The sequence below is a fragment of the uncultured Kluyvera sp. genome (assembly GCF_902485085.1).
Lineage (GTDB): Bacteria > Pseudomonadota > Gammaproteobacteria > Enterobacterales > Enterobacteriaceae > Kluyvera > Kluyvera ascorbata.
This window is the reverse complement of the sequence record NZ_CABTJS010000114.1, coordinates 34,840-59,123: the sequence shown is the minus strand read 5'-3', so window position 1 is coordinate 59,123 and position 24,284 is coordinate 34,840. Positions and strand designations below refer to the sequence as shown.

General features: G+C 54.4%; 20 protein-coding genes. 15 read left to right on the top strand and 5 right to left on the bottom strand.

From position 1 onward, the window contains the following. Window positions 1-15 precede the first annotated feature (15 nt). On the top strand, window positions 16-1,200 hold the full coding sequence (xylR, locus tag RDN66_RS13570; RefSeq protein ID WP_035893126.1) for a D-xylose utilization transcriptional activator XylR: 1,185 nt from the start codon (window positions 16-18) through the stop codon (window positions 1,198-1,200). 66 nt (window positions 1,201-1,266) lie between these two features. Here the strand turns inward: xylR and RDN66_RS13565 are convergent, their stop codons facing one another. Next, window positions 1,267-2,121 (bottom strand): protein bax, encoded by an 855-nt coding sequence (locus tag RDN66_RS13565; protein ID WP_035893127.1) that lies wholly within the window; start codon window positions 2,119-2,121, stop codon window positions 1,267-1,269. A gap of 306 nt (window positions 2,122-2,427) precedes the next feature. Between RDN66_RS13565 and RDN66_RS13560 the strand changes: the two genes are divergently transcribed. The 4 genes from RDN66_RS13560 to RDN66_RS13545 all read left to right on the top strand — a co-directional run bounded on the left by RDN66_RS13560 (window position 2,428) and on the right by RDN66_RS13545 (window position 9,169). After that, window positions 2,428-4,464: an alpha-amylase gene (locus tag RDN66_RS13560; RefSeq protein WP_202216992.1), complete on the top strand. Its 2,037-nt coding sequence runs from the start codon at window positions 2,428-2,430 to the stop codon at window positions 4,462-4,464. 173 nt (window positions 4,465-4,637) lie between these two features. Further along, the gene (avtA, locus tag RDN66_RS13555) at window positions 4,638-5,891 is read left to right on the top strand and encodes a valine--pyruvate transaminase (protein WP_202216991.1); all 1,254 of its coding nucleotides are present in this window, start codon (window positions 4,638-4,640) and stop codon (window positions 5,889-5,891) included. 405 nt (window positions 5,892-6,296) lie between these two features. After that, a complete protein-coding gene (locus RDN66_RS13550; RefSeq protein WP_308537917.1) occupies window positions 6,297-7,349 on the top strand; it encodes a collagen-like triple helix repeat-containing protein in 1,053 nt (350 codons plus the stop codon). 104 nt (window positions 7,350-7,453) lie between these two features. Beyond that, the gene (locus RDN66_RS13545; protein WP_202216989.1) at window positions 7,454-9,169 is read left to right on the top strand and encodes a ShlB/FhaC/HecB family hemolysin secretion/activation protein; all 1,716 of its coding nucleotides are present in this window, start codon (window positions 7,454-7,456) and stop codon (window positions 9,167-9,169) included. On the opposite strand, the gene RDN66_RS13540 is transcribed toward RDN66_RS13545, so the two are convergent. Further along, on the bottom strand, window positions 9,161-9,622 hold the full coding sequence (locus RDN66_RS13540) for a 4Fe-4S dicluster domain-containing protein (protein WP_035893131.1): 462 nt from the start codon (window positions 9,620-9,622) through the stop codon (window positions 9,161-9,163). The genes RDN66_RS13545 and RDN66_RS13540 overlap by 9 nt on opposite strands. Window positions 9,623-9,750: 128 nt before the next feature. Further along, on the bottom strand, window positions 9,751-10,566 hold the full coding sequence (locus RDN66_RS13535) for an IclR family transcriptional regulator (RefSeq protein WP_035893132.1): 816 nt from the start codon (window positions 10,564-10,566) through the stop codon (window positions 9,751-9,753). 302 nt (window positions 10,567-10,868) lie between these two features. On the opposite strand from RDN66_RS13535, the gene yiaK reads away from it, so the two are divergent. The 8 genes from yiaK to araD all read left to right on the top strand — a co-directional run bounded on the left by yiaK (window position 10,869) and on the right by araD (window position 18,467). Next, entirely contained in the window at window positions 10,869-11,867 is a 999-nt protein-coding gene (gene yiaK / locus RDN66_RS13530) for a 3-dehydro-L-gulonate 2-dehydrogenase (protein ID WP_035893133.1), read from the top strand. A 10-nt stretch (window positions 11,868-11,877) separates the two neighbouring features. Further along, complete coding sequence (locus tag RDN66_RS13525; RefSeq protein ID WP_123651068.1) at window positions 11,878-12,345, top strand: YhcH/YjgK/YiaL family protein; 468 nt, start codon at window positions 11,878-11,880, stop codon at window positions 12,343-12,345. 25 nt (window positions 12,346-12,370) lie between these two features. Then, window positions 12,371-13,306 carry a DUF4862 family protein gene (locus RDN66_RS13520; protein WP_202216988.1) on the top strand — a complete coding sequence of 312 codons (936 nt, stop codon included), beginning with the start codon at window positions 12,371-12,373 and terminating at the stop codon, window positions 13,304-13,306. 41 nt (window positions 13,307-13,347) lie between these two features. Then, window positions 13,348-14,676, top strand: coding sequence for an MFS transporter (locus tag RDN66_RS13515; protein WP_035893137.1), 1,329 nt, complete (start codon window positions 13,348-13,350; stop codon window positions 14,674-14,676). An 83-nt stretch (window positions 14,677-14,759) separates the two neighbouring features. After that, window positions 14,760-16,265 (top strand): FGGY-family carbohydrate kinase, encoded by a 1,506-nt coding sequence (locus RDN66_RS13510; protein WP_035893139.1) that lies wholly within the window; start codon window positions 14,760-14,762, stop codon window positions 16,263-16,265. Next, a complete protein-coding gene (gene ulaD, locus RDN66_RS13505) occupies window positions 16,262-16,918 on the top strand; it encodes a 3-keto-L-gulonate-6-phosphate decarboxylase UlaD (protein ID WP_035893140.1) in 657 nt (218 codons plus the stop codon). The genes RDN66_RS13510 and ulaD overlap by 4 nt, the downstream gene beginning before the upstream one ends. Further along, a complete protein-coding gene (locus tag RDN66_RS13500; RefSeq protein WP_035893141.1) occupies window positions 16,918-17,778 on the top strand; it encodes an L-ribulose-5-phosphate 3-epimerase in 861 nt (286 codons plus the stop codon). The genes ulaD and RDN66_RS13500 overlap by 1 nt, the downstream gene beginning before the upstream one ends. Further along, window positions 17,772-18,467 (top strand): L-ribulose-5-phosphate 4-epimerase, encoded by a 696-nt coding sequence (araD, locus tag RDN66_RS13495; RefSeq protein ID WP_035893143.1) that lies wholly within the window; start codon window positions 17,772-17,774, stop codon window positions 18,465-18,467. The genes RDN66_RS13500 and araD overlap by 7 nt, the downstream gene beginning before the upstream one ends. A 3-nt stretch (window positions 18,468-18,470) precedes the next feature. On the opposite strand, the gene RDN66_RS13490 is transcribed toward araD, so the two are convergent. Further along, window positions 18,471-19,289, bottom strand: a complete 819-nt coding sequence (locus RDN66_RS13490; protein WP_035893145.1) for a helix-turn-helix domain-containing protein — start codon at window positions 19,287-19,289, stop codon at window positions 18,471-18,473. A 239-nt stretch (window positions 19,290-19,528) separates the two neighbouring features. Here RDN66_RS13490 and RDN66_RS13485 point away from each other — a divergent pair, with 239 nt between their 5' ends. Next, entirely contained in the window at window positions 19,529-20,929 is a 1,401-nt protein-coding gene (locus RDN66_RS13485) for an MFS transporter (protein ID WP_202216985.1), read from the top strand. Window positions 20,930-20,939: 10 nt separating this feature from the next. After that, window positions 20,940-22,907, top strand: coding sequence for a glycoside hydrolase family 127 protein (locus tag RDN66_RS13480; protein WP_202216984.1), 1,968 nt, complete (start codon window positions 20,940-20,942; stop codon window positions 22,905-22,907). 145 nt (window positions 22,908-23,052) lie between these two features. On the opposite strand, the gene yiaY is transcribed toward RDN66_RS13480, so the two are convergent. Continuing rightward, on the bottom strand, window positions 23,053-24,204 hold the full coding sequence (yiaY, locus tag RDN66_RS13475) for an L-threonine dehydrogenase (RefSeq protein WP_202216983.1): 1,152 nt from the start codon (window positions 24,202-24,204) through the stop codon (window positions 23,053-23,055). Window positions 24,205-24,284 lie beyond the last annotated feature (80 nt).

Here is a 24,284-nt window from a genome sequence, read left to right as displayed (position 1 = left end):
GAGGAACCCTGAACCATGTTTGGAAAACGTCACCGCGTGACGCTGTTATTCAATGCCAATAAAGCTTTTGACCGACAGGTGGTTGAAGGCGTAGGCGAATACTTACAGGCGTCACAATCCGAGTGGGATATCTTCATAGAGGAAGATTTCCGCGCGCGTATCGAAAACATTAAAGAGTGGCTGGGTGACGGCGTCATTGCCGATTACGACGACCCAACCATCGAAGCCCTGCTCACCGATGTCAACGTGCCGATTGTGGGCGTCGGCGGTTCCTATCATCGCCAGGAGCAGTACCCTCCCGTTCACTATATTGCGACCGATAACTACGCGCTGGTTGAAAGCGCTTTTTTACATTTGAAAGAGAAAGGGGTGCATCGCTTCGCGTTTTACGGCCTCCCTTCAGCTAGCGGCAAGCGCTGGGCCGAAGAGCGAGAATACGCGTTTAGCCAGATTGTCGCCAAAGAGAAGTATCGCGGCGTCATTTACCAGGGCCAGGAAACCGCACCGGAAAATTGGCAACATGCGCAAAATCGACTGGCCGACTGGCTACAAACGCTGCCACCGCAAACCGGCATCATCGCCGTCACCGACGCCCGAGCCCGTCATATTTTGCAGGCCTGCGAGCATCTGCATATCCCCGTACCGGAAAAACTGTGCGTCATTGGCATCGATAACGAAGAGCTGACACGCTATCTCTCACGCGTCGCGCTCTCATCGGTTGCACAAGGCGCGCGACAGATGGGGTATCAGGCGGCAAAACTGATGCAGCGCTTGCTAGACAACGAGGTATTGCCGCTTCAGCGCGTGCTGGTGCCGCCGATGCGCGTGATGGAACGACGCTCTACCGATTACCGCTCCTTGAACGACCCAGCCGTCATTCAGGCCATGCACTATATCCGCAACAACGCCTGTAAAGGTATCAAGGTGGAACAGGTGCTGGACTCTGTAGGCATTTCGCGTTCTAACCTTGAGAAACGCTTTAAGGAAGAGGTGGGGGAAACGATTCACGCGGTGATCCACAGCGAAAAACTTGAGAAGGCACGCAGTCTGCTGGTGTCGACTTCACTGTCGATTAACGAAATCTCGCAGATGTGCGGGTACCCCTCGCTGCAATATTTCTACTCGGTGTTTAAGAAAGAGTACGACACCACGCCGAAAGAGTATCGTGAACAGCATAGCGAGCTGTTGATTCAGACCTGATCCCTTTACTGGCGACGGAATAAAAAAAGGCCTTCCATTGGAAGGCCTTTTTAACTGTAGCGTTGATTACATGTGTGCGGCGATCAGGCGCTGGTTGTCCTGGTACATCGCGAACAGGTAGTCGTTGTAGCTTGAACCCTTGGTCGAATAACCTTTCAGCTTATGGATCATCGCCGTTGCGGTGAGTTCCTGATCCGACTTACGCATCTGAGCGCGAGATTTACGGAACGAGGCATAAGCCGGGTGCGTATTCAGGTTAGCTGCGTAGGCCTGAACGGACTCCTTTACGGAATCAAACTTGGTGTAGCCGTTCACTGAACCTGCACCATTTTTACAGCCCTTACCGCATTTCATGCCGAACAGGTTGTTATTGGCGCGAGCTAGCTTAGAGGTACCCCAGCCGCTCTCTGCAGCAGCCATCGTAGCGACCATACTGCCTGGAATAATATCGACACGCTCAAGCAGCGAATTCCACGGCACCTTGCGGGTATTACCGTTCCAGCTGACTTTGTAGCGGGCAGCGATATCTTTCAAGCGCGCACGTTCAGACGGCGACCAACGGCCTTCGTACTGCTTAGAAACCAGCCAGTTACGATCCGCCGTAATAGCAGCATTCTGGCTTGTGATATAAGGCATTACCGTCCGGAGAAACGCTCTTTTCCTTGGGGTTCCGGAAGGGTATTTTCGCAAATCAGGAAGTGAACTGCTCTTTACACTATTGCGAGAATACTCTTGTTTACTGCTTGCCTTACTATAACTTGCCTTTGTTACTTTTGGTGCCGTCGCCTTCGTATGCTTTGTTACCGAGGCTTTCGGATGCTTCGTTACCGTGTGTGTTGTTGCAAACACCCCACCTGAAAATGTACAGATGAGTAACATAAGTATCGCGGCCCCATATCGTCGAATGGGAGTCGATATCATTAGGTCTCCTGGTCGGATTTAATCATTCCAACGCCTTATTATTTCAAAAAATTGAGAGCTGAATCTCAAATTATACCAAAAATACCCCGCCAACGCACGCTCAGGAAATAGTCCGATTCCGAAACGACGCGTGGACGCGATTCAGCATAGGACAAATTGCGCAGGCAAAATGTCATCCACCTCTCATTTTAGTTCATTTTTTGACCGCCATCACTCAGCCCTTTATCTCCTCCTTTCGCCAGGAGGAGTACAGCACGATAAACGGCTGGCAAACTTGGTAAAACCCGATGGCACAAGGATCCTGGAATGAAATTCGCTGCCCTGATACCGCTACTGATTCCCACTTTCGCCGGTGCTGCAAACTGGTCCACCGAGGGCTTTCCTACTTTTGCAGCGGACGGCACGGGGAAATTCAGTAGCCAAAAAACGCTCACGAAGGGTACCCGACCGTTAAGATTGAATTTTGACCAACAGTGCTGGCAGCCCACATCTGGGATTCGTCTTAACCAAATGCTCTCTCTGGAACCCTGCCAGGGGGATGCGCCACAGTGGCGTCTTTTCCGCGATGGCAACTACACGCTGGAGGTCGATACCCGCTCCGGCACGCCTACGCTCACTATCGCCGTACAAAGTGACACACAGAGCGCCGCAGAACAGGTCAACGTACGCCAGTGCCCGCGCTGGGACGGCAAACCACTGACGATGGATGTCGGCAAAACTTTCCCGGAAGGCGGCCTCGTTCGCGACTTTTATAGCGGCCAGACGGCGACGGTGAAGCAGGGAAAAATCACGCTACGCCCAGCCGAAAACAGCAATGGATTATTACTGCTTGAACGCGCTGACGTCGCTACCGCCGCGCCGTTTAGCTGGCATAACGCCACGGTTTATTTTGTGCTGACCGACCGCTACGTAAATGGAGATCCTAGCAACGACAATAGCTACGGGCGACACAAAGACGGCATGGAGGAAATCGGCACCTTCCACGGCGGCGACCTCAAAGGCTTAACCAGCAAGCTCGACTACCTGAAGAGTCTGGGCGTTAACGCACTGTGGATTAGCTCCCCACTTGAGCAAATCCACGGTTGGGTAGGTGGCGGCACAAAAGGCGATTTCCCGCACTATGCTTATCACGGTTATTACACCCAGGACTGGACGCGACTGGATGCCAATATGGGCAACGAAGAGGATCTGCGCGCGCTGGTTGATGGCGCACACCAGCGAGGCATCCGCATCCTGTTTGACGTCGTGATGAACCACACCGGCTACGCGACTCTGGCCGACATGCAGCAGTTCCAGTTTGGCGCGCTCTACCTCAAAGGTGATGAAATCACCAAAACGCTCGGGGATCACTGGACAAACTGGAAGCCCGGCCCGGGCCAGACCTGGCACAGCTTTAACGATTACATCAACTTCAGCGATAAAGCCGCATGGGAAAAATGGTGGGGCAAAGCGTGGATCCGCACAGATATTGGCGACTACGACAATCCCGGCTTTGACGATTTGACAATGTCGCTGGCGTTTTTGCCGGATCTGAAAACCGAATCCACCACGCCAAGCGGGTTGCCGAATTTCTACCGCAACAAACCCGATACCCACGCAAAAGACATCGCTGGCTTCACCCCACGCGACTACCTCACCCACTGGCTTAGCCAATGGGTACGCGACTATGGTATTGACGGCTTCCGCGTTGATACGGCGAAACACGTTGAGATGGCGGCGTGGCAGCAGCTTAAAACACAATCGGTCGCCGCATTGGCCGAGTGGAAAAAAGCCAACCCGCAGAAAGCGCTCGACGACGCGCCGTTCTGGATGACCGGCGAAGCCTGGGGACACGGGGTGATGGAGAGCGATTACTACCGCCACGGCTTTGACGCCATGATCAATTTCGATTACCAGGACCAGGCGGCGAAAGCCACCGACTGTCTCTCCAGTATCGACATGACCTGGCAACAAATGGCCGACAAACTCCAACGCTTCAACGTACTGAGCTACCTCTCCTCTCACGATACCCGCCTGTTCCGGGAGAAAGGCAATAACGCCGCCGAACTTCTGCTACTGGCTCCCGGCGCGGTGCAGATTTTCTACGGCGATGAGTCCAGTCGTCCATTCGGCCCTACCGGTTCAGATCCGCTACAGGGCACGCGCTCGCAGATGAACTGGCAGGATGTCGCCGGTAAATCCGCAGCCGAGGTTGCACACTGGCAGACGTTAGGCCAGTTCCGCGCGCGCCACCCTGCCATCGGTGCCGGTAAACAAACCACGCTCACGCTCGACCAGGGTTACGGTTTTGTCCGCGAAACGGACCACGATAAAGTGATGGTCGTGTGGGCCGGCAAACCATAATTTTTTCTTATCACGGCCCGTATCAGCCATACGGGCCTCTTTAGAATAAAAGACCATTCAAATACAAATATACCGATTTATTCTCTAAAACCCGTTCATCAAGCGCATTTGCACCCCATCGTCAGTGGCGTTATCGTTACCCACATCACAGAACAAGCAATAGAAATTCAGCTATGACATTTTCACTTTTTGGCGACAAGTTTACCCGCCATTCAGGCATTACCCGCCTGATGGAAGACCTCAACGACGGTTTACGCTCCCCAGGGGCTATTATGCTAGGCGGCGGTAACCCGGCGCAGATCCCTGAGATGAACGCCTACTTCAATAACCTGCTGACGGAGATGCTGGAAAGCGGCAAAGTCTCTGAAGCGCTGTGCAATTACGATGGTCCTCAGGGCAAGAATGCACTGCTTACCGCCCTGGCCGATATGCTGCGTAATGAATTAGGTTGGGATATTGGCCCACAGAATATTGCACTAACAAATGGCAGCCAAAGCGCGTTTTTCTACTTGTTCAATCTGTTCGCAGGTCGATGCGCGGATGGTTCTACCCGCAAGGTGCTGTTTCCGCTGACTCCCGAATACATCGGCTACGCTGATTCCGGTCTGGAGGACGATCTGTTCGTCTCAACCCGCCCGCATATTGAGCTGCTCCCGGAAGGGCAGTTTAAATATCACGTTGATTTCGATAATTTGCCGATTGGCAAAGACACCGGAATGATCTGCGTTTCGCGTCCAACAAACCCAACGGGTAACGTCATTACCGATGAAGAGCTCAAACAGCTCGACGCTCTGGCGAACCAACACGGGATACCGTTGGTTATCGACAATGCCTATGGCGTGCCGTTCCCGGGCATTATCTTCAGCGAAGCGACGCCGCTGTGGAACCCGAATACCGTGCTGTGCATGAGCCTGTCTAAGCTCGGTCTGCCGGGTAGCCGTTGCGGTATCATCATCGCCGACGAGAAAATCATCACCGCAATCAGTAACATGAACGGGATTATCAGCCTGGCACCGGGTGGTATTGGGCCAGCTATCATGTGTGAAATGATTAAACGACACGATCTGTTGCGCCTGTCAGAAACGGTGATTAAGCCTTTCTACTATCAGCGCGTGCAGGAAACCATCGCCACTATCCGCCGCTATTTACCGGAAGACCGCTGTCTTATCCATAAACCCGAGGGCGCGATTTTCCTGTGGCTATGGTTCAAAGACCTGCCGATTACCACCGAACTGCTCTACCAGCGCCTGAAAAAACGCGGCGTCCTGATGGTACCTGGTGATTTCTTCTTCCCAGGGCTGGATAAACCCTGGGACCATACTCACCAGTGCATGCGCATGAACTATGTACCGGATCCAGAAAAGATCGAAGCGGGCGTTAAAATCCTCGCCGAAGAGATAGAATTAGCCTGGAAAGAAAACCAGTAATATACGATATATCAGCCTCTGAAAATCAGAGGCTGATATTTTTCTGTGATCTTGATAGTTATTTAAAGAATAAAAACCAGAAAACCACCCTCTTTAATTCACTCGGATTACTCTCAATTTCCCACCGCCATTTAATTAACGCTTAACAGTAAAACCTATTATTCACCGCCGCTTAATATGTTAAATTCAAAGTAAGAACATGTTTCATAAGAGCATATTAATTTACATAGCAGACTTTGTTTACGCTTAAGTTAAATCGGACTTTTCCATACTTTCGTATGAAAAGAAACGCCCCATGCAAGGCTTAATTTCCGCCATACACTGACTAATACGCACTCGGCGTTTTTAACTGGTGGAGATAAGATCATGGCCTCTAAAAAAATTAGCCAATTAAGCATAATTGCTATGGCGGTGCTTCTTGCATTCTCACTCTCTGCCTGTAGCGGAAGCGGCGGGGGTTCTCATTCAACGGCCAAAAACGGTACCACAACGGGTAGTGGTTCTGGCGGCGGCGACGGCTCCGGTGGCGGCGATGGTAGCGGCGGCGGTGATGGTAGCGGCAACGGAAATGGCAATGGCTCTGGTAGTGGTCAAACGGCGGGCAGCAGCATTCTGGGTGAAACCGGGAAAGCGGTGTCCGGCGTAGGCGATACGTTGAGCGGTCTGGGCAGTCAACTGACTAGCACGGCAGGTAACAACCCGGTCACGTCAACCATTTCAACCACCGTCAGCGGTGTAGGTAACGCGGTTGATACTTTAGGGACGGGCGTCACCAACGGTGTAGGCAACTCATCAAACGCTAACGGCGTGGGGACAACGCTGCAGGGCACCACCAGTACCGTTACTGTACTGGGGAACACGGTATCCGGCGTGGGTAATAATCTCTCGACCAGCACCTCAGGTACCCCAGTCGCGGGCGTGACCGGCCTTGTTGGCAACGTGGTGAATAGCGCAGGTCAGATTGTCAGCAGCACTGGTACTGGCTTAACCAGCACCTTGCAAAGCCCAGGTGCGGTAGCCGCCACAACGGGCGTCACCTCTGTCGTTAATAACACGCTGTCTGGTGTCCAGGGCGTCACCCAGGGCGTCGGGACAACGACCGGTTTAGGTACGCCGGTTAACGGTCTGCTCACCCAAGTAGGTACCACCGTGAGCGGGGTTGGTAACAACATCAGCACCACCACACCAGTGCTCGGCGGCGTCGGACAGGTCGTCAGTAGCGTCGGGAATATCGTGACTGATACCGGTGGCTTAGTGAAACCTACCGGCACCCAGACCGGCAGCGGCGGCCTGCTGGCAAGCGCTTCGCTGGGCGGCACGGTCAGTTCATTAACGAATACGCTCAACGTTAGCACCTCTGCTAACGCTAACGCCAGCGCCAGCAGCAGCTCTTCAACCACGACGACGACCAGTAATCCTTTAGGTGGTCTGCTCGGCGGGTTAACGTTAAAAAAATAAGCTATATATTTATTAATGCTTTCCGTGCCCCCGCAATGGGGGCACGTTTTTCAGCAGAATAACAATAATCATCCTTGCACAATAAAATACACAAGGAACGCGTCATGAAAACGACCCTGGCTTATGCGCTATCGGGGGTTGTTCTGCTTAATATAGCCAGAGCAGATACATTACCCGCATTGATTGACCCCAATAACCCGGCCAAAGCGGAACATAACAGTACGCCGCAAGCCCCCCCTGCAGCAGCTCCAAGTTTAACCGTAAGCGTTCCCAAAAATAAATTAACGCCAGAAACACTTATTAAAGTCGATCATATTCAGTTTATTGGCGGCACCGTATATCCATTAAAAGAGTTATTGCAGCCTTTTGTCCCCTACGCGCACAAACAGGTCCCGTTGAAAACGCTGGTCGGGCTCATTAATAATATTACGCTGCGCTACCGCGCCGACGGCTACCCGCTCTCCTACGCCTGGCTTCCCGATGACAACTTTCATGATGGCACGATCAAAATCGTTCTGGTGGAGGGCTATGTTGCACACAGCGACATTCAAACGAACAACCCGAATCTGGCTGAGCGCTTAAAGCGACTGGCCGCCAAAATCATGGCCGAAAAGCCGCTGACGCAGGCTACTTTCGACCGCTATACCCAATTAATGACCCGCACCCCCGGCGTGACCGTCGATGCCAGCGCACAGCTACCGCAGAACATCTATGGCGCCGCGGCCATGCAGGCCAAAAGTATCCAGCCGCATATCTGGGATATTTCATCGACCATTGATACTCGTCGTAGCCAGAACATGGCGTTCGTTACCGGGTCGCTGAGTAACTTGACCAGCTATGGCGATCAGCTCGGGCTGGCGACATTGATTCCACTCGATAGCTCAACGCGGAAATCCTACTTAGGGCTTAACTATCAACAGTTCCTGACCGACGACGGGCTAATGATGCAGCTCAAAGGTAGCTACTACCGCGACAACCCACGGGACTATACGCCATTACAGTACTACTCGGGCGGCTACTTAGACTCCCGACAGGAGACCACGCAATATAACGGCGGCGCGATGTTCAGCTATCCGATTATCTTAACCGGCAAGCAGCAGCTCAACGTCAACGGAGGTGTGGACTATACCGACCGACGTAACGACAACCACGTCCGCCAGGTTGAGAACACACAAACAGTCGATAGCATCGACCTCAAAAGCCACGTTCGTTACCCGGCATTTGAATTTGGCATCAACGGTCTACAGGCGTTTGACCGCGCCAGCATTAACGGCAAGCTGACGCTGCGCCAGGGCGTGGACATTTCATCCATGGCAGATGCAGCGCCTGCATTTGGCAACGATCTCTCTTTCACGCTGTGGAAAAGCAATATTGATGCGGCCTGGATGATCACCGACAAATGGCGGCTCTCCACCTCGATGGAAGGTGACTGGTCGGATAACGATTTGCCTGAACCCGAGCGCGTCAGCTTCGGTGCCCAGCGCTTTGGGCGCGGCTATCAGGACGGAGAAGCCAGCGGTGACTATGGCTACGGCGGGCAGGTTGAGCTTCGCTACATTCATCCGATCAAAGAGAACAGCTGGGTTGCTACCGTGCAGCCTTACGTGCTGACCGACACCGCCCAAACCTGGTTCAACGCGCCGGGGCTTCCACATCAGCGGCTTGCGTCTGTCGCTGCCGGGGTGATGCTTGCTGATAACAAACACTACAGCGTGACGGTCGAGGCCGCGCGCCCGGTCGGCGATGTGCCCACCGACAGCCACAATCGTGACTGGCGCTACAGCCTGACGTTCAGTTGGAACTTCAACAACCTACATTAACCCCGGTACCGGGCGCTGGCTGACATCAACACAGGCCAGCGCTCCCGTCGGGCAAGCCGCCACGCAGGCAGGGCCATCTTCACGGTGGCGGCATAAATCGCACTTTATCGCCTGAGGCCGTCGCGCCTGCACGCTGACGTTCATCGCCCCAAAAGGGCACGCCAGCATACAGCTCTTACAGCCGATGCATCGCGCCTGCTCGACCGCCACCACGCCGTTTTCACGATGGATAGCGCCGGTAGGGCACACGTTACCGCACGGGGCATCTTCGCACTGATGGCAGGCCACCGCCGTGGAAAACGTCCCGCCCTTCACCACTCGAATGCGGGGAAGAAACGCCTCGCGCGAGACGCTAGCACACGCCTGCTCATCCTGATGCGCCACCACGCAGGCCACTTCACAGGTTCGACAGCCAATGCACTTTAAGGAATCAGCGACAATAAACGGGTTCATTCCCCACTCCGTTGCGAGAGATAAACCCTAAGAGTGCCAGAGCGGCTGGGCGATATGCTTTGATCCGAGGTGGGGAATGGGCATTTTTTGATAAATGCCCAGGTCAATGTGTCCAGCTGCCAGAATTCTTAGCTACGTACGCTAAATCCGAGCTCGTTGGAAATAGCCAGTGCGGTTTCACGCAGCGGCTTCAGGAGATTTTGCTCACCCACCTGCTTGAGTCGGGAGGTCGAAAGCGAAATCGAAATGGCGTACGGCACGCGGCCATGAATATCAAAAACGGGCACCGCCACGCACGATACGCCAAGCTCGTTTTCTTCACGATCCATCGCCATTTTGCACTCGCGAATTTGCGCCAGCTCGTCATACATCGCAGGAAGCCCGGTGATGGTATTGCAGGTCAACTGGCGAATCTCATCCTGATGATTCTCCCAATAATGCCGCACATAATCTTCCTGACCAAAAGCCATATAGAGCTTGCCCATTGCAGAACAATACAGCGGCATATGCTGACCGATATAGGCGCGAGTACGCAGCATGCCGGTTGTCGGCTCCAGTTTATAAATCAGGATCGCGTGATCGTCTTCGCGGCTGGAAAAGTTGACCGTTTCTCCGGTCGCGAGATTCAGCGTTTCCAGATGCGGCGCAGCGACATGGATGATATTGAGGGACGACAGTGCCTTTTGCCCCACCGAGATAAACTTGGTGGTCAGCCGATAGCTTCCCGCCGCCGGGGCCGGTGTGACATAGCCACAGGACTGAAGCCCCTGTAACAATCGGTGCACGGTGCTTTTATTGAGCCCCGCCAATTCAGATAGATGCGCCAACGGACATCCATTGGGATAGTTACTCAGGATTTCTATCAGCATCAACCCCCGGAATAGACTCTGGCTACCCGCAGGCTTCTCCTTATCCGACGCCACATCACTCGCTTTATTGCTCATGCTCCGCTCCTCGTCTCTGTCGCGACCTGATGGTAGCGCAAAGTGTGTTTCAGTTCACGATCTTGGCAGATAATTTGTAATCATTTGATTTTAAAACATTTTAGAAATTATGAAACAGATTGCTTTGTTAAAAAACGATCGCTATATTTGAAATCAGATTTCGCAATGTGGAATATTGAGATTAACAAACGATCTTTTTGCTGTTTCTTTAGACCATCAGGAACGCAGAAATGAAGACGCAAAATGGCCTTTAAGCCGCGTTCACCGAATGGCTAAAACGCTTGATTTAACGGAGACGATGTATGTTATTAAGCTTCGCAGACCTTAAAAACGAGTTTACCCGCGTACTCTTAGCCCGCGGCGTTGCCGCTGAAACCGCCGATGCCTGCGCCGAAATGTTCGCCAGCACAACCGAATCCGGTGTCTATTCTCACGGCGTAAACCGTTTTCCTCGCTTCATCCAACAGCTCGAAAATGGCGACATCATTCCGGATGCCCAGCCAAAACGTATCACCACGCTTGGAGCCATTGAGCAGTGGGATGCCCAGCGTTCAATCGGCAACCTGACGGCGAAAAAGATGATGGATCGCGCCATTTCTCTCGCGTCCGATCACGGTATTGGTCTGGTTGCTGTGCGGAATGCCAACCACTGGATGCGCGGCGGCAGCTACGGCTGGCAGGCTGCAGAGAAGGGCTACATTGGCATCTGCTGGACGAACTCCATCGCCGTCATGCCGCCGTGGGGGGCAAAAGAGTGTCGTATCGGCACCAACCCATTGATTGTGGCGGTGCCTTCAAACCCTATCACCATGATCGACATGTCGATGTCGATGTTCTCTTACGGCATGCTGGAAGTGAATCGCCTGGCGGGCCGTCAGTTACCGGTAGACGGTGGTTTTGATGATGAAGGCCAGCTCACCAAAGAGCCCGGCGTGATTGAGAAAAACCGTCGCATTCTGCCAATGGGTTACTGGAAAGGCTCCGGTTTATCTATCGTGCTGGATATGATTGCCACCCTGCTCTCCGATGGCGCTTCGGTTGCCGAAGTGACCGAAGACAACAGCGATGAGTACGGCATTTCGCAAATCTTCATGGCGATCGAAGTCGATAAGCTTATTGATGGCGCGAGTCGGGACGAAAAACTGCAGCGCATTATGGATTACGTCACCACGGCAGAGCGCGCAGATGAAAAGATGGCCGTCCGCCTTCCAGGCCACGAATTTACCCGACTGCTGGCAGAAAATCGCCGCAACGGTATCACCGTTGACGACAGCGTATGGGCCAAAATTCAGGCGCTGTAGGAGATGAATCATGATATTTGGCCATGTTTCACAACCGAATCCCTGCCCGCTACCGGCAGCGATTGAAAAAGCGCTCAACTTCCTGCGTACCACCGATTTCCATCAATGCGAACCGGGCGTGATTGAAATAGAAGGACGGAATATTTTTGCTCAGATAATCGATATGACGACCCGGCCCGTAGAGGAAAATTATCCAGAAGTTCACCGTCGCTATCTTGATATTCAATTTTTAGCCTGGGGTGAAGAGAAAATCGGTATTGCCATTGATACCGGAAAGAATGAAATTCGCGAATCATTGCTGGAACAACGAGATATTATTTTTTATCACCACAGCGAAAACGAATCATTTATTGAAATGGTTCCTGGCAGCTATGCCATGTTTTTCCCACAGGACGTTCACCGTCCAGGATGCAACAAGACAAAAACAACGCCAATTAGGAAGATTGTCGTAAAAGTGGCGCTGGCTGTATTGAATTAAAACGATATATTGTCAGGAGTAGCAAATGAAAACGAATAATACCGGTTATATTATCGGTGCGTATCCGTGTGCGCCCTCATTTCACCAACAAGGGGAGCAGCAGGAGAAAGAATTCTGGCGATTGCTTGCCGACACGCCAGATATTCGGGGCATTGAACAGCCGTGTCTTGAACATCTTCACCCTTACGGCGACGAGTGGCTGTTCCGCCATACGCCTGCTGAGTGGCAGATTGTCGTTACCGCCGTTATGGAGACGATGCGCCGTCGTGGCGGCGGTAACGGTGATTTTGGCCTGGCCTCCGCTGATGAACCGCAGCGTCTGGCGTGCGTGGACTACTATCGCCATCTGCTGAAAAAAATTAACCGTATTAATACGTCGCACCCTGGCAAAATTATCGCCCTCGAACTGCAGGCCGCACCGCAGGCGGGCAATACCAGCGTAACGCAAGCCACTGAAGCGTTTGCGCGCTCAATCAAAGAAATCACATCCTGGGACTGGTCATGCAATCTGGTGCTGGAACACTGCGATGCCATGAATCAAAACGCACCGCGTAAGGGATTTTTACCCCTAGAGTCAGTGCTGGAGGCGTTGTCGGGATATGATATCAGCGTCTGCATCAACTGGGCGCGTTCCGCCATTGAAGGCCGTAATCCGGCGCTGCCGCTGGCCCATACGCTGGCCGCTCAGCGGGCGGGAAAACTCGGTGCGCTCATGTTTTCGGGCACCACGGAACGTGGCCCTTACGGCGAATGGCAGGATCTTCACGCCCCATTTGCGCCGTTCTGTCCAGAGAGTCTATTAACAGCCGATCGCGCCCATGAATTATTCCAGGCCGCACCAGCCTCTACCTTACAATTTTCCGGCATTAAATTATTAGAAATTGATGCACAGGCAGATGTGCAGCATCGCATCGATATTTTGCGCGATGGCATTCGTGTTTTAAATAAAGCAGCTCATTAAAAAATAAAAACATCCTTTATTATTTAACAGAGAATATAAACATGAACACTTCCTCTCTACCATCTACACCTGTAGAAATACCACGCCAGCGCTGGTTAAGAATAATTCCACCGATTCTGATTGCTTGTATCATTTCTTATATGGACCGGGTAAATATTGCTTTTGCCATGCCGGGCGGTATGGATGCCGAATTGGGTATTTCCGCCACCATGGCAGGCCTTGCGGGCGGTATTTTCTTTATTGGTTATATGTTCCTGCAGGTTCCCGGCGGGAAAATCGCTGTTCATGGCAGCGGTAAAAAATTCATCGGCTGGTCGCTGGTCGCCTGGGCCGTCATTTCCGTGCTTACGGGCCTGATTACCAATCAATGGCAGCTGTTAGTGCTGCGTTTCTTACTGGGTGTCGCTGAAGGTGGCATGCTGCCGGTAGTGCTGACGATGATCTGTAACTGGTTCCCTGATGCAGAACGCGGCCGCGCCAACGCGATAGTCATCATGTTTGTGCCGATTGCCGGGATCATCACCGCTCCCCTCTCCGGCTGGCTCATTACCGCTCTCGACTGGCGCTGGCTGTTTATTATCGAAGGCATGTTATCCGTTGTCGTGCTGGTGCTGTGGTCGCTGACCGTTTACGACCGCCCGCAGGAGGCACGCTGGATCAGTGACGCGGAGAAAAACTGGCTCGTCGAAACGCTAAAAGCCGAGCAGTTGGCGATTGCCGGAAAAGAGGTACGCAACGCCTCGCTCAAAGCCGTGCTGTCCGACAAAATCATGTGGCAACTGATCGCACTGAACTTCTTCTATCAAACCGGGATTTACGGCTACACCCTATGGCTGCCAACCATTCTGAAAGAGCTGACGCATTCCAGCATGGGCCAGGTCGGCATGCTCGCCATTCTCCCCTACGTCGGGGCGATTGCCGGGATGTTCCTCTTCTCCTGGCTCTCAGACAAAACGGGCAAGCGCAAAGTCTTTGTCTGCCTGCCACTCGCCGGATTTGCCCTTTGCATGTTCCTGTCGGTAGCCCTGAAAGACAACATCTGGCTCGCCTACACCGCGCTGGTTGGCTGTGGCTTCTTCCTGCAATCCGCCGCAGGCGTGTTCTGGACCATTCCAGCCAAGCTGTTTAGCGCTGAAATGGCAGGCGGTGCACGCGGCGTAATCAACGCCCTTGGCAACCTGGGCGGGTTCTGCGGCCCCTACGCCGTCGGCGTCTTAATCACCCTCTATAGCAAAGATGCTGGCGTGTATTGCCTCGCTATCTCTCTGGCACTGGCGGCGTTCATGGCGCTACTGCTACCGGCGAAATGCGATCTCGCCTCCGGCGCATCTACCGATCCCCACGTTCCTGCTCGTAAACGCATCGCGTAGGGGTATCACCCGCCCGATAGCCACGGCTATCGGGCTGAAGAGAAAGTGTATTCCGGCAAATCCGGCAAAACAGAGATAAAGAGATGAGTGAAAAAGAGACCTTCTGGTTGGGTATCGATTGTGGCGGTACTTATCTGAAAGCCGGTTTGTACAACAGCCAGGGTAAAGAACACTGCATTGAACGTCAGGCTTTACACACGCTTAGCCCACTCCCCGGCTACGCTGAACGCGATATGACCCAGCTATGGGATGTCTGCGCCAGCACCATCGCACGGTTGCTGCAGCGAAATCATATTCAGGGAAGCCAGATCAACGGGGTCGGCATCTCGGCGCAGGGCAAGGGGCTATTCTTGCTGGATAAGCAGGACAAGCCGCTCGGCCACGCCATCCTCTCCTCCGACCGCCGGGCAATGGCTATCGTCCAGCGCTGGCAGCAGGATGGCATCCCGGAAAAACTCTATCCGCTCACCCGCCAGACGTTATGGACCGGACACCCAGCCTCGCTGCTCCGCTGGCTAAAAGAAAATGCGCCTGAGCGTTACGCCCAAATTGGCTGCGTGATGATGGGCCACGACTACCTACGCTGGTGCCTCACCGGCGTCAAAAGCTGCGAAGAAAGCAACATCTCCGAATCCAATCTCTACAACATGAACGACGGGGACTATGACCCTCAGCTCACACATTGGCTGGGGATTAGCGACATTGACGCCGCACTACCGCCGATCGTGGGCTCTGCCGAAATTTGCGGGGAAATCACACCTCAGGCAGCCGCCATCACCGGTCTGGCAGCGGGTACGCCCGTTGTCGGCGGACTGTTTGATGTGGTTTCCACCGCACTCTGCGCAGGGTTAAAAGACGAGCGGACGCTCAATGCCGTCATGGGAACCTGGGCGGTCACCAGCGGGATTACGCACGGCCTGAAAAGCCACGAAAAACATCCCTACGTCTACGGACGCTATGTCCAGCACAACGAATTTATCGTCCACGAAGCGAGCCCTACCTCCTCCGGCAATCTGGAATGGCTCACCACGCAATGGGGCGATATCTCTTTTGACGAGATTAATCAGGCCGTTGCCAGCCTACCGAAAGCCAGCAGCAGCGTGTTCTTTCTGCCGTTTTTATATGGCAGCAATGCCGGGATGGAGATGACCAGCGGTTTTTATGGCATGCAGGCGCTGCATACCCGGGCCCATCTTTTACAAGCGGTATACGAGGGCGTGGTCTTTTGCCACATGACGCATCTCAACCGTATGCGAGAACGCTTCACCGATGTCCACACGCTGCGAGTGACGGGCGGACCAGCGCACTCTGAGGTCTGGATGCAAATGCTGGCAGACGTCAGTGGCCTGACCGTCGAGTTGCCGCAGGTCGAAGAGACCGGCTGCTTTGGCGCTGCCCTCGCCGCCCTCGTCGGCACCGGCATCTACCCCGATTTCCACACGGCACAACGCACGCTGACTCACGATATCCGCGTGATAACCCCTGACCCGCAGGCGCATGCCGCCTACCAGCGCAAATACCGTGGCTACCAATTACTGATTGAATCACTTCAAGGCTTCCATAGCCGCATTAAGGAGTACTCCGCATGAATCGCCCACTACTGCAACTCGCTCTCGACCACAGCACGCTTCAGGCCGCGCAGAAAGATGTCGCCCTGCTATGCGACCACGTTGATATCGTCGAAGCAGGCACCATTCTGTGCCTGAATGAAGGGCTGCATGCCGTTCGCGCGCTGCGCCAGCAGTGCCCGGATAAGATTATCGTCGCCGACTGGAAGGTTGCCGACGCCGGAGAAACGCTGGCGCAGCAAGCCTTTGGCGCTGGCGCGAACTGGATGACCATCATCTGCGCCGCCCCGCTCGCCACGGTGGAAAAAGGCCACGCTGTCGCCCAGGCGCAAGGGGCAGAAATTCAGATGGAACTCTTCGGCAACTGGACGTTTGACGACGCCAGAGCCTGGCGCAGCATCGGCGTTCGCCAGGCAATTTACCACCGCGGGCGTGACGCACAGGCCAGCGGTCAGCAGTGGGGAGAAGCCGATCTGGCGCGCATGAAAACGCTCTCCGATATTGGCCTTGAGCTTTCCATTACCGGCGGCATCACCCCTGCCGATTTACCGCTCTTCAAAGAGATCAACGTGAAGGCTTTCATTGCCGGACGCGCGCTTGCGGGAGCAGCCGACCCTGTTCAGGTCGCCCGCGATTTCCATGAGCAGATTAATGCTATCTGGGGAGGTCAATAATGCGCACGCATCCGTTAGGCATTTATGAAAAAGCGCTGGCTAAAGACCTGAGCTGGCCAGAGCGCCTGGTGCTGGCAAAAAGCTGCGGCTTCGACTTTGTGGAAATGTCCGTGGACGAAACCGACGAGCGTTTATCACGCCTTGAGTGGAGCACCACGCAGCGCGCCTCGCTGGTTGAAGCGATGCTGGAAACCGGGATTTCGATTCCGTCCATGTGCCTGTCGGCACACCGTCGTTTTCCTTTCGGCAGCCGTGATGAACAGGTCCGCGCCCGCGCCCGCGAAATTATGCAGAAAGCCATCAGACTCGCCCGCGACCTCGGTATTCGCACCATCCAGCTTGCGGGTTACGACGTCTATTACGAAGAGCATGACGACGGCACGCAGCAGCGCTTTGCCGAAGGTCTTGCCTGGGCCGTTGAGCAGGCTGCCGCGTCCCAGGTGATGCTGGCCGTCGAGATCATGGATACCGCCTTTATGAACTCCATCAGTAAGTGGAAAAAGTGGGACGAACTGCTCGCCTCACCGTGGTTCAGCGTCTATCCCGATGTCGGTAACCTCAGCGCCTGGGGTAACGACGTCCCGGCAGAGCTAGCGCTCGGCATCGATCGCATCGCCGCTATTCACCTGAAAGACACGCTAGCTGTCACCAAAGAGTGTCCGGGCCAGTTCCGTGACGTGCCGTTCGGCGAAGGCTGCGTCGACTTTGTCGGCATCTTTAACGAACTGAAAAAGCTGAACTACCGCGGCGCATTTCTGATTGAAATGTGGACCGAAAAATCCAAAGAACCGGTGCTGGAGATTATCCAGGCCCGCCGCTGGATTGAAGCCCGTATGCAGGAAGGAGGATTCGTATGTTAGAGCAACTTAAAGCCGAGGTGCTGGCGGCAAATCTGGCGCTTCCTAAACATCACCTGGTGACCTTTACCTGGGGTAACGTCAGCGCCGTCGATCGCGAACGCGGTCTGATGGTGATTAAACCTTCCGGCGTGGAATATGACGTGATGCAGGCGGAAGATATGGTTGTAGTCGACATCGCGACCGGACGCGTTATCGAAGGCAAGAAGAAACCGTCATCCGACACGCCTACGCATCTGGCACTATATCGCCGCTACCCTGATATTGGCGGCATCGTGCATACCCATTCTCGCCACGCCACTATCTGGTCGCAGGCAGGACGAGATCTCCCGGCGTGGGGAACGACGCACGCGGACTATTTCTACGGTGCCATTCCCTGTACTCGCCTGATGACGCGTGACGAAATCAACGGTGAATATGAGTACCAGACCGGTGAAGTCATCATTGAGACGTTTGAAAAGCGCGACCTCGACCCGATGCAGCTTCCCGCCGTACTGGTGCATTCTCACGGTCCGTTTGCCTGGGGTAAAGATGCCGCCGATGCCGTACACAATGCGGTCGTGCTGGAAGAGTGCGCCTATATGGGGTTATTCTCCCGGCAATTAACGCCGCAGTTACCCGACATGCAGCCAGAGCTGCTGGATAAACACTATCTGCGCAAGCACGGTGCCAAAGCCTACTACGGCCAGTAGCGGCTAGTGCGAATTCACGTGTTCCTTACAGTACCGCCGCTTCCACGCGGCGGGCGTCAGCCCAGTATGCTTGCGGAAAATTTCCCGGAAATACCCGACATCGGCAAAACCGCACTGCTCGGCCACCTCCTTCAGTGAACGGGCATGATTACTCAACAGCTTCTCCGCCGCTCTCACCCGCTGGCGGTGTATGGCTTCAGTGATAGTGAGATGGAAAACGCGCCGATAAACGCGCCCCAGATAATCTGCATTGCAGTGCAGTTCACGCGCTAGCATGGAGGTCGACAGCGGCAGATGGTAGCGCGTATGAATCACCTGCTGCGCTTTCCATGCCAGTGCCGCACCGCCTTCATCCTTTGGCTCCGCCTGCTGAGCTGAGAGCGAAATATGCTGCAAAATAAGCAGCAAAATTAGCTCCAGCGATGCATTGCGCTGAATTTTTTCCTGCTCGTTGAGGAACTGGCGGAACAGCGACGTCAGGTACTGAGGGTCGTGTAGGGTGGTCTGCTGCGGGATAGCCAGCTGCGTTAACAACGGATGTGGCGGCACCGAAACGTTAACCTCGAAATGGAGCCAGTAGAATTTCAGATCCGCGGGAAAATCCTCGATGCCAACGTGTCGACGACCGGGCCACAGCAACAAACTATCACCCGCGGCAACGTGAAAAATACGATCCTCTTCCTGAATCGCTAACGTCCCTTTTTCAACAAACAACACCTCCCATGAGCGCAGTCTGCGGGCCGGATGCCGACCCACGCCCCGGGAGATAAAAAGCCCGCCGTTTTGTACCTTAATCGGAAGCGCTATGGATAGATTGAGCATAAATATTAATAATCCCGCTTGTTTGCTAAAAACAAACACTCTTTCTAATTGATTATTAACGATTAAAGCTGTTTACGCCCGATCATCTTCACACTTTTCCAATCAGGTCGGAATTACCCTCTTTTTATACTTCTTTACGACCTTGTTGCTCCCCGGTTTCCAGGCAAAATTAAACAGGTCATGACATTACAACAATATCCCTACTGAAGCAGACATCTCCACATTGCGAGGAGCACTCCATGACCGCTACACCTATTTCCACCAGCGAGGTCGTGCCGGGTTCACTGGACGATAAATTATCTGTCCGCGAAAAAATCGGCTATGGTCTTGGCGATGCAGGCGGTACCGTTATTACCTGCCTGATCATGAATTTCCTGACGTTCTTTTATACCGACGTCTTTGGCCTGACGCCTGCACTGGTCGGCACGCTATTCCTGGCACTTCGCGTTTTTGACGCGATTTCCGACCCGATTATGGGCGTACTGGCCGACCGCACGCAGAGCCGCTGGGGGCGATTCCGCCCGTGGCAGATGTGGATTGCCATTCCAATTGCGATCGTTGGCGTGCTCACCTTTACCGTGCCCGATGCCAGCATCGGCGTAAAAATCGCCTGGGCCTTCGGCACCTATCTGCTGCTATCCGTCAGCTACACCGCCATCAACGTGCCTTACTGTGCGCTTATCAACACCATGACCACGCGCCACAGCGAGGTGATCTCCTGCCAGGCCTGGCGCTTTGTGCTGTGCGGCGTGGCGGGCTTTTTAGTCTCCGTTGGTTTACCGTGGCTGGTGAAAGCATTGGGGCAAGGCAATACCGCGCAGGGATACCAATATGGCGTCGGCGTGCTGTGTGCCATTGCGGCGGTGATGTTCCTGTGCTGCTTCTTCTGGGTTCGCGAACGCGTATCGCTGGATATGATGGGCAAGTTCACCCTGCGTGAGCACATCGCCGGGCTGCGTAAAAACGACCAGCTTCTGCTGATGCTGCTGATGTCGTTCCTGCTGATTAACGTGTTCAATATCCGCGGCGGCGGCTACATGTATTTCATCACCTACGTGCTGGGCGGCTCGACGGGCTACACCTCGCTGTTCTTCACCATGGTGACGTTTGCCTCTATTTTCGGCTCGGTGATTATCAACCTGCTATCGCGCCGCTTTGATACCGTCAAACTGTACTACTACACCAACCTGGTGCTGGCCGCGATCGCAGCGGGAATGTGGTTCTTGCCTACCGGCCCTGCCTACCAGACCCTATGGCTCGCCGTGATCCTCGGCAACGGCATTATTCTGGGCTTCACGCTGCCGCTGCACTTCTCCTTAATGGCCTTCTCCGACGACTACGGCGAGTGGAAAACTGGCGTTCGCTCTTCCGGCATGAACTTCGCCTTTAATCTGTTTTTCATCAAGCTCGCCTGGGCGTCCAGCGCAGGCATTATCAGCCTTGTCTTTATTTATGTGGCTTATCAGCCAGGTGCTGCAAACCAAACCGCCTCATCGCTGGCGGGGATCTCCTCGATGGAAACCCTGCTGCCAGCCCTGTTCCATCTGCTGCTGGCGTTCTCCATCCGCGCCTGCAAGCTCAATAATCCTATGATGGCGCGCATCGCTACCGATCTTCGTGCACGTCACGTTTCGTCCTGAGGAGTTTGTCATGTCCGTTATGGAAGTCGATTTACATACGTTGAAAGTGAACGATCCGTTCTTCGCCCAATATCAACAACTGGTGCGCGATGTAGTGATCCCCTATCAGTGGGATGCGCTGAATGACCGGATAGACGACGCTGAGCCAAGCCACGCGATAGAGAACTTCCGCATCGCCGCCGGGCTGCAGGAGGGAGAATTTTACGGCATGGTCTTCCAGGACAGCGACGTGGCGAAATGGCTGGAAGCCGTCGCATGGTCGCTGTGCCAGAAGCCGGATGCCGAGCTGGAACGTACCGCCGATGAGGTTATCGAGCTGGTTGCCGCGGCCCAGTGTGAAGATGGCTATCTCAATACCTACTTCACGGCGAAGGCGCCAGGAGAGCGCTGGACCAATCTGGCCGAATGCCATGAGCTTTACTGCGCCGGGCATATGATTGAAGCGGGCGTGGCCTTCTTCCAGGCCACCGGCAAGCGCCGCCTGCTGGAGGTGGTATGTCGCCTGGCCGACCATATCCATCAGGTCTTCGGCACCGGTGAGCAACAAATTCACGGCTACCCTGGACATCCAGAGATTGAACTGGCGCTGATGCGCCTGTACGAAGTGACTCAGGAACCACGTTACATGGCGCTGGTGAACTACTTTGTCGAAGAGCGCGGTAAACAGCCGCATTTCTATGATGATGAGTACGAAAAGCGCGGTAAAACCTCCTACTGGAATACCTACGGCCCGGCCTGGATGGTGAAAGACAAAGCTTATAGCCAGGCGCACCAACCGCTTGCCGAGCAGCAAACCGCCATCGGCCACGCGGTGCGTTTTGTCTACCTGATGACCGGCGTGGCGCACCTTGCCCGACTGAGCAACGATGAAAGTAAACGTCAGGACTGCCTGCGTCTTTGGAACAACATGGCGCAGCGCCAACTGTACATTACCGGCGGTATCGGCTCACAGAGCAGCGGTGAGGCCTTCAGCAGTGACTACGACCTGCCGAACGATACGGTCTATGCTGAAAGCTGCGCTTCGATCGGCCTGATGATGTTTGCTCGCCGCATGCTGGAAATGGAAGGTGACAGCCAGTACGCCGACGTCATGGAACGTGCCCTATACAACACGGTGCTCGGCGGCATGGCGCTGGACGGCAAGCACTTCTTCTACGTTAACCCGCTAGAAGTGCACCCGAAAACGCTGCAATTTAACCACATTTATGACCACGTGAAGCCGGTGCGCCAGCGTTGGTTCGGCTGCGCCTGCTGCCCGCCGAATATCACCCGCGTGCTGACCTCCATCGGCCACTACATCTACACGCCGCGGGAAGATGCTCTGTATGTAAACCTCTACATCGGTAACAGTACGGAAGTGCCGGTGAACGACCAGACGCTGCGTTTGCGCATTAGCGGCAACTACCCATGGCAGGATCAGGTAAAGATCGCTATTGATTCCCCGGATCCGGTAAACCACACCCTGGCGCTGCGTCTGCCGGACTGGTGCAGCGCGCCGCAGGTAGCGCTGAACGGTCGTGACGTCGCCGGAACGGTGAAAAAAGGCTATCTGCATATCACCCGTACCTGGGTTGAAGGCGATACGCTCACCCTGACGATGCCAATGCCGGTACGCCGCGTTTATGGCAACCCGCTGGTGCGCCACGTCGCCGGGAAAGTCGCCGTTCAGCGCGGGCCGCTGGTCTACTGCCTGGAGCAGGCCGATAACGGCGAGGAACTGCATAATCTATGGTTGCCGGATAACGCAACGTTTACCGAGCTGGAAGGCAAAGGCATTTTCGCCCACAAGGTGCTGTTACAAGCGCAGGGCGTGAAATACGCCACGCGTCATCCAGAACAACAGTCATTGTGGCATTACGATACGGCGCCCGCCGAGCGTCAGACGCAGACGCTGACCTTTATTCCGTGGTTTAGCTGGGCCAACCGAGGTGAAGGGGAAATGCGTATCTGGGTTAACGAAGAGAAACAGGCTGGATGATTGTGCGGTCTGTTGCCTGATGGCGCTGTGCTTATCAGGCCTACGGACCTCTCCCGGCGGCCCTGCGCTTGGCCGGGCTACAATGATGTCAGACACAAAAAAAGCAGAACGCGAACGTTCTGCTTTTTTTAATACTGAGCCAGAATTACATCGCAGCGCGGAAAATCGCCATGATCTCTTCGTGGGTCGCCTGGATAGGGTTGGTGAAACCGCACGCATCTTTCAGCGCGTTGGTTGCCAGCACCGGGATATCCTCTTCTTTCACGTTCAGGTCACGCAGACCGGCTGGAATATTCACCTGACGCGCCAGTTTACGAATTGCGTCAACGCATGCCGCCGCGCCCTGCTCGTCGTTCATTGCGCTCACGTCGATATTCATCGCCTTCGCGCAATCACGCAGACGTGCCGCAGCCACTTTGCTGTTGAACACCTGAACGTGCGGCAGCAGCACCGCGTTACATACACCGTGCGGCAGGTCGTAGAAACCGCCCAACTGGTGCGCCATCGCGTGAACGTAGCCCAGGGAAGCGTTGTTAAACGCCATGCCCGCCAGGAACTGCGCATAGGCCATCGCTTCACGCGCTTCGCTGTTGCTACCGTTTTCAACGGCAGTCGGCAGGTTTTCAACAATCATGGGGATCGCTTTCAGCGCGCAGGCATCGGTAATCGGCGTTGCGGCGATAGAAACGTAGGCTTCAATCGCGTGAGTCAGCGCATCCATACCGGTGGCGGCGGTCAGCCCTTTCGGCATACCTTCCATCAGGGAAGAGTCGTTCACTGACAGCACTGGCGTCACATGTTTGTCGACAATCGCCATTTTGATATGACGCGTTACATCAGTGATGATGCAGAAACGGGTCATTTCAGACGCCGTACCCGCGGTGGTGTTAATCGCGATCATCGGCAGCTGTGGTTTCGCAGAGCGGTCAACGCCTTCGTAGTCACGAATATCGCCACCGTTCGAGGCCACCAGCGCGATCCCTTTCGCGCAGTCGTGCGGAGAACCACCGCCCAGAGAGATGACGCAATCGCAATCATTGGCGCGCAGCATTTCCAGCCCCTCTTCAACGTTGACCGTTGTTGGGTTCGGATGGGTGCCATCGAACACCACGCTCAGGATGTCGAATTCCTGCAGACGTTTCTGGATATTGCCCGCCACGCCCAGCTTGTTCAGCACTGCATCGGTGACAATCAGCGCACGACGATAGCCGTACTCTTTCATTGTGTTCATTGCGTCATTTAACGCGCCATTACCGATGACATTCACAGATGGAATGAAAAAAGTCGATGCAGCCATGATAGTTCCTTTATTTAATAAGCAGGCTGTTGAGGCTATAGCAATATTCGTCGAGAAAACCCGATCAAGTTGGCATTTTC

Excerpts from the sequence above, each read along its gene's own strand:
- RDN66_RS13565 (WP_035893127.1), bottom strand. The coding sequence starts at position 2,121 with ATGATATCGACTCCCATTCGACGATATGGGGCCGCGATACTTATGTTA.
- RDN66_RS13535 (WP_035893132.1), bottom strand. The coding sequence starts at position 10,566 with ATGAGCAATAAAGCGAGTGATGTGGCGTCGGATAAGGAGAAGCCTGCG.
- RDN66_RS13515 (WP_035893137.1), top strand. The coding sequence starts at position 13,348 with ATGAACACTTCCTCTCTACCATCTACACCTGTAGAAATACCACGCCAG.
- yiaK (WP_035893133.1), top strand. The coding sequence starts at position 10,869 with ATGTTATTAAGCTTCGCAGACCTTAAAAACGAGTTTACCCGCGTACTC.
- RDN66_RS13490 (WP_035893145.1), bottom strand. The coding sequence starts at position 19,289 with ATGCTCAATCTATCCATAGCGCTTCCGATTAAGGTACAAAACGGCGGG.
- RDN66_RS13540 (WP_035893131.1), bottom strand. The coding sequence starts at position 9,622 with ATGAACCCGTTTATTGTCGCTGATTCCTTAAAGTGCATTGGCTGTCGA.
- RDN66_RS13500 (WP_035893141.1), top strand. The coding sequence starts at position 16,918 with ATGCGCACGCATCCGTTAGGCATTTATGAAAAAGCGCTGGCTAAAGAC.
- RDN66_RS13545 (WP_202216989.1), top strand. The coding sequence starts at position 7,454 with ATGAAAACGACCCTGGCTTATGCGCTATCGGGGGTTGTTCTGCTTAAT.
- RDN66_RS13550 (WP_308537917.1), top strand. The coding sequence starts at position 6,297 with ATGGCGGTGCTTCTTGCATTCTCACTCTCTGCCTGTAGCGGAAGCGGC.
- xylR (WP_035893126.1), top strand. The coding sequence starts at position 16 with ATGTTTGGAAAACGTCACCGCGTGACGCTGTTATTCAATGCCAATAAA.
- yiaY (WP_202216983.1), bottom strand. The coding sequence starts at position 24,204 with ATGGCTGCATCGACTTTTTTCATTCCATCTGTGAATGTCATCGGTAAT.
- RDN66_RS13560 (WP_202216992.1), top strand. The coding sequence starts at position 2,428 with ATGAAATTCGCTGCCCTGATACCGCTACTGATTCCCACTTTCGCCGGT.
- RDN66_RS13510 (WP_035893139.1), top strand. The coding sequence starts at position 14,760 with ATGAGTGAAAAAGAGACCTTCTGGTTGGGTATCGATTGTGGCGGTACT.
- avtA (WP_202216991.1), top strand. The coding sequence starts at position 4,638 with ATGACATTTTCACTTTTTGGCGACAAGTTTACCCGCCATTCAGGCATT.
- RDN66_RS13525 (WP_123651068.1), top strand. The coding sequence starts at position 11,878 with ATGATATTTGGCCATGTTTCACAACCGAATCCCTGCCCGCTACCGGCA.
- araD (WP_035893143.1), top strand. The coding sequence starts at position 17,772 with ATGTTAGAGCAACTTAAAGCCGAGGTGCTGGCGGCAAATCTGGCGCTT.
- RDN66_RS13480 (WP_202216984.1), top strand. The coding sequence starts at position 20,940 with ATGTCCGTTATGGAAGTCGATTTACATACGTTGAAAGTGAACGATCCG.
- RDN66_RS13520 (WP_202216988.1), top strand. The coding sequence starts at position 12,371 with ATGAAAACGAATAATACCGGTTATATTATCGGTGCGTATCCGTGTGCG.
- RDN66_RS13485 (WP_202216985.1), top strand. The coding sequence starts at position 19,529 with ATGACCGCTACACCTATTTCCACCAGCGAGGTCGTGCCGGGTTCACTG.
- ulaD (WP_035893140.1), top strand. The coding sequence starts at position 16,262 with ATGAATCGCCCACTACTGCAACTCGCTCTCGACCACAGCACGCTTCAG.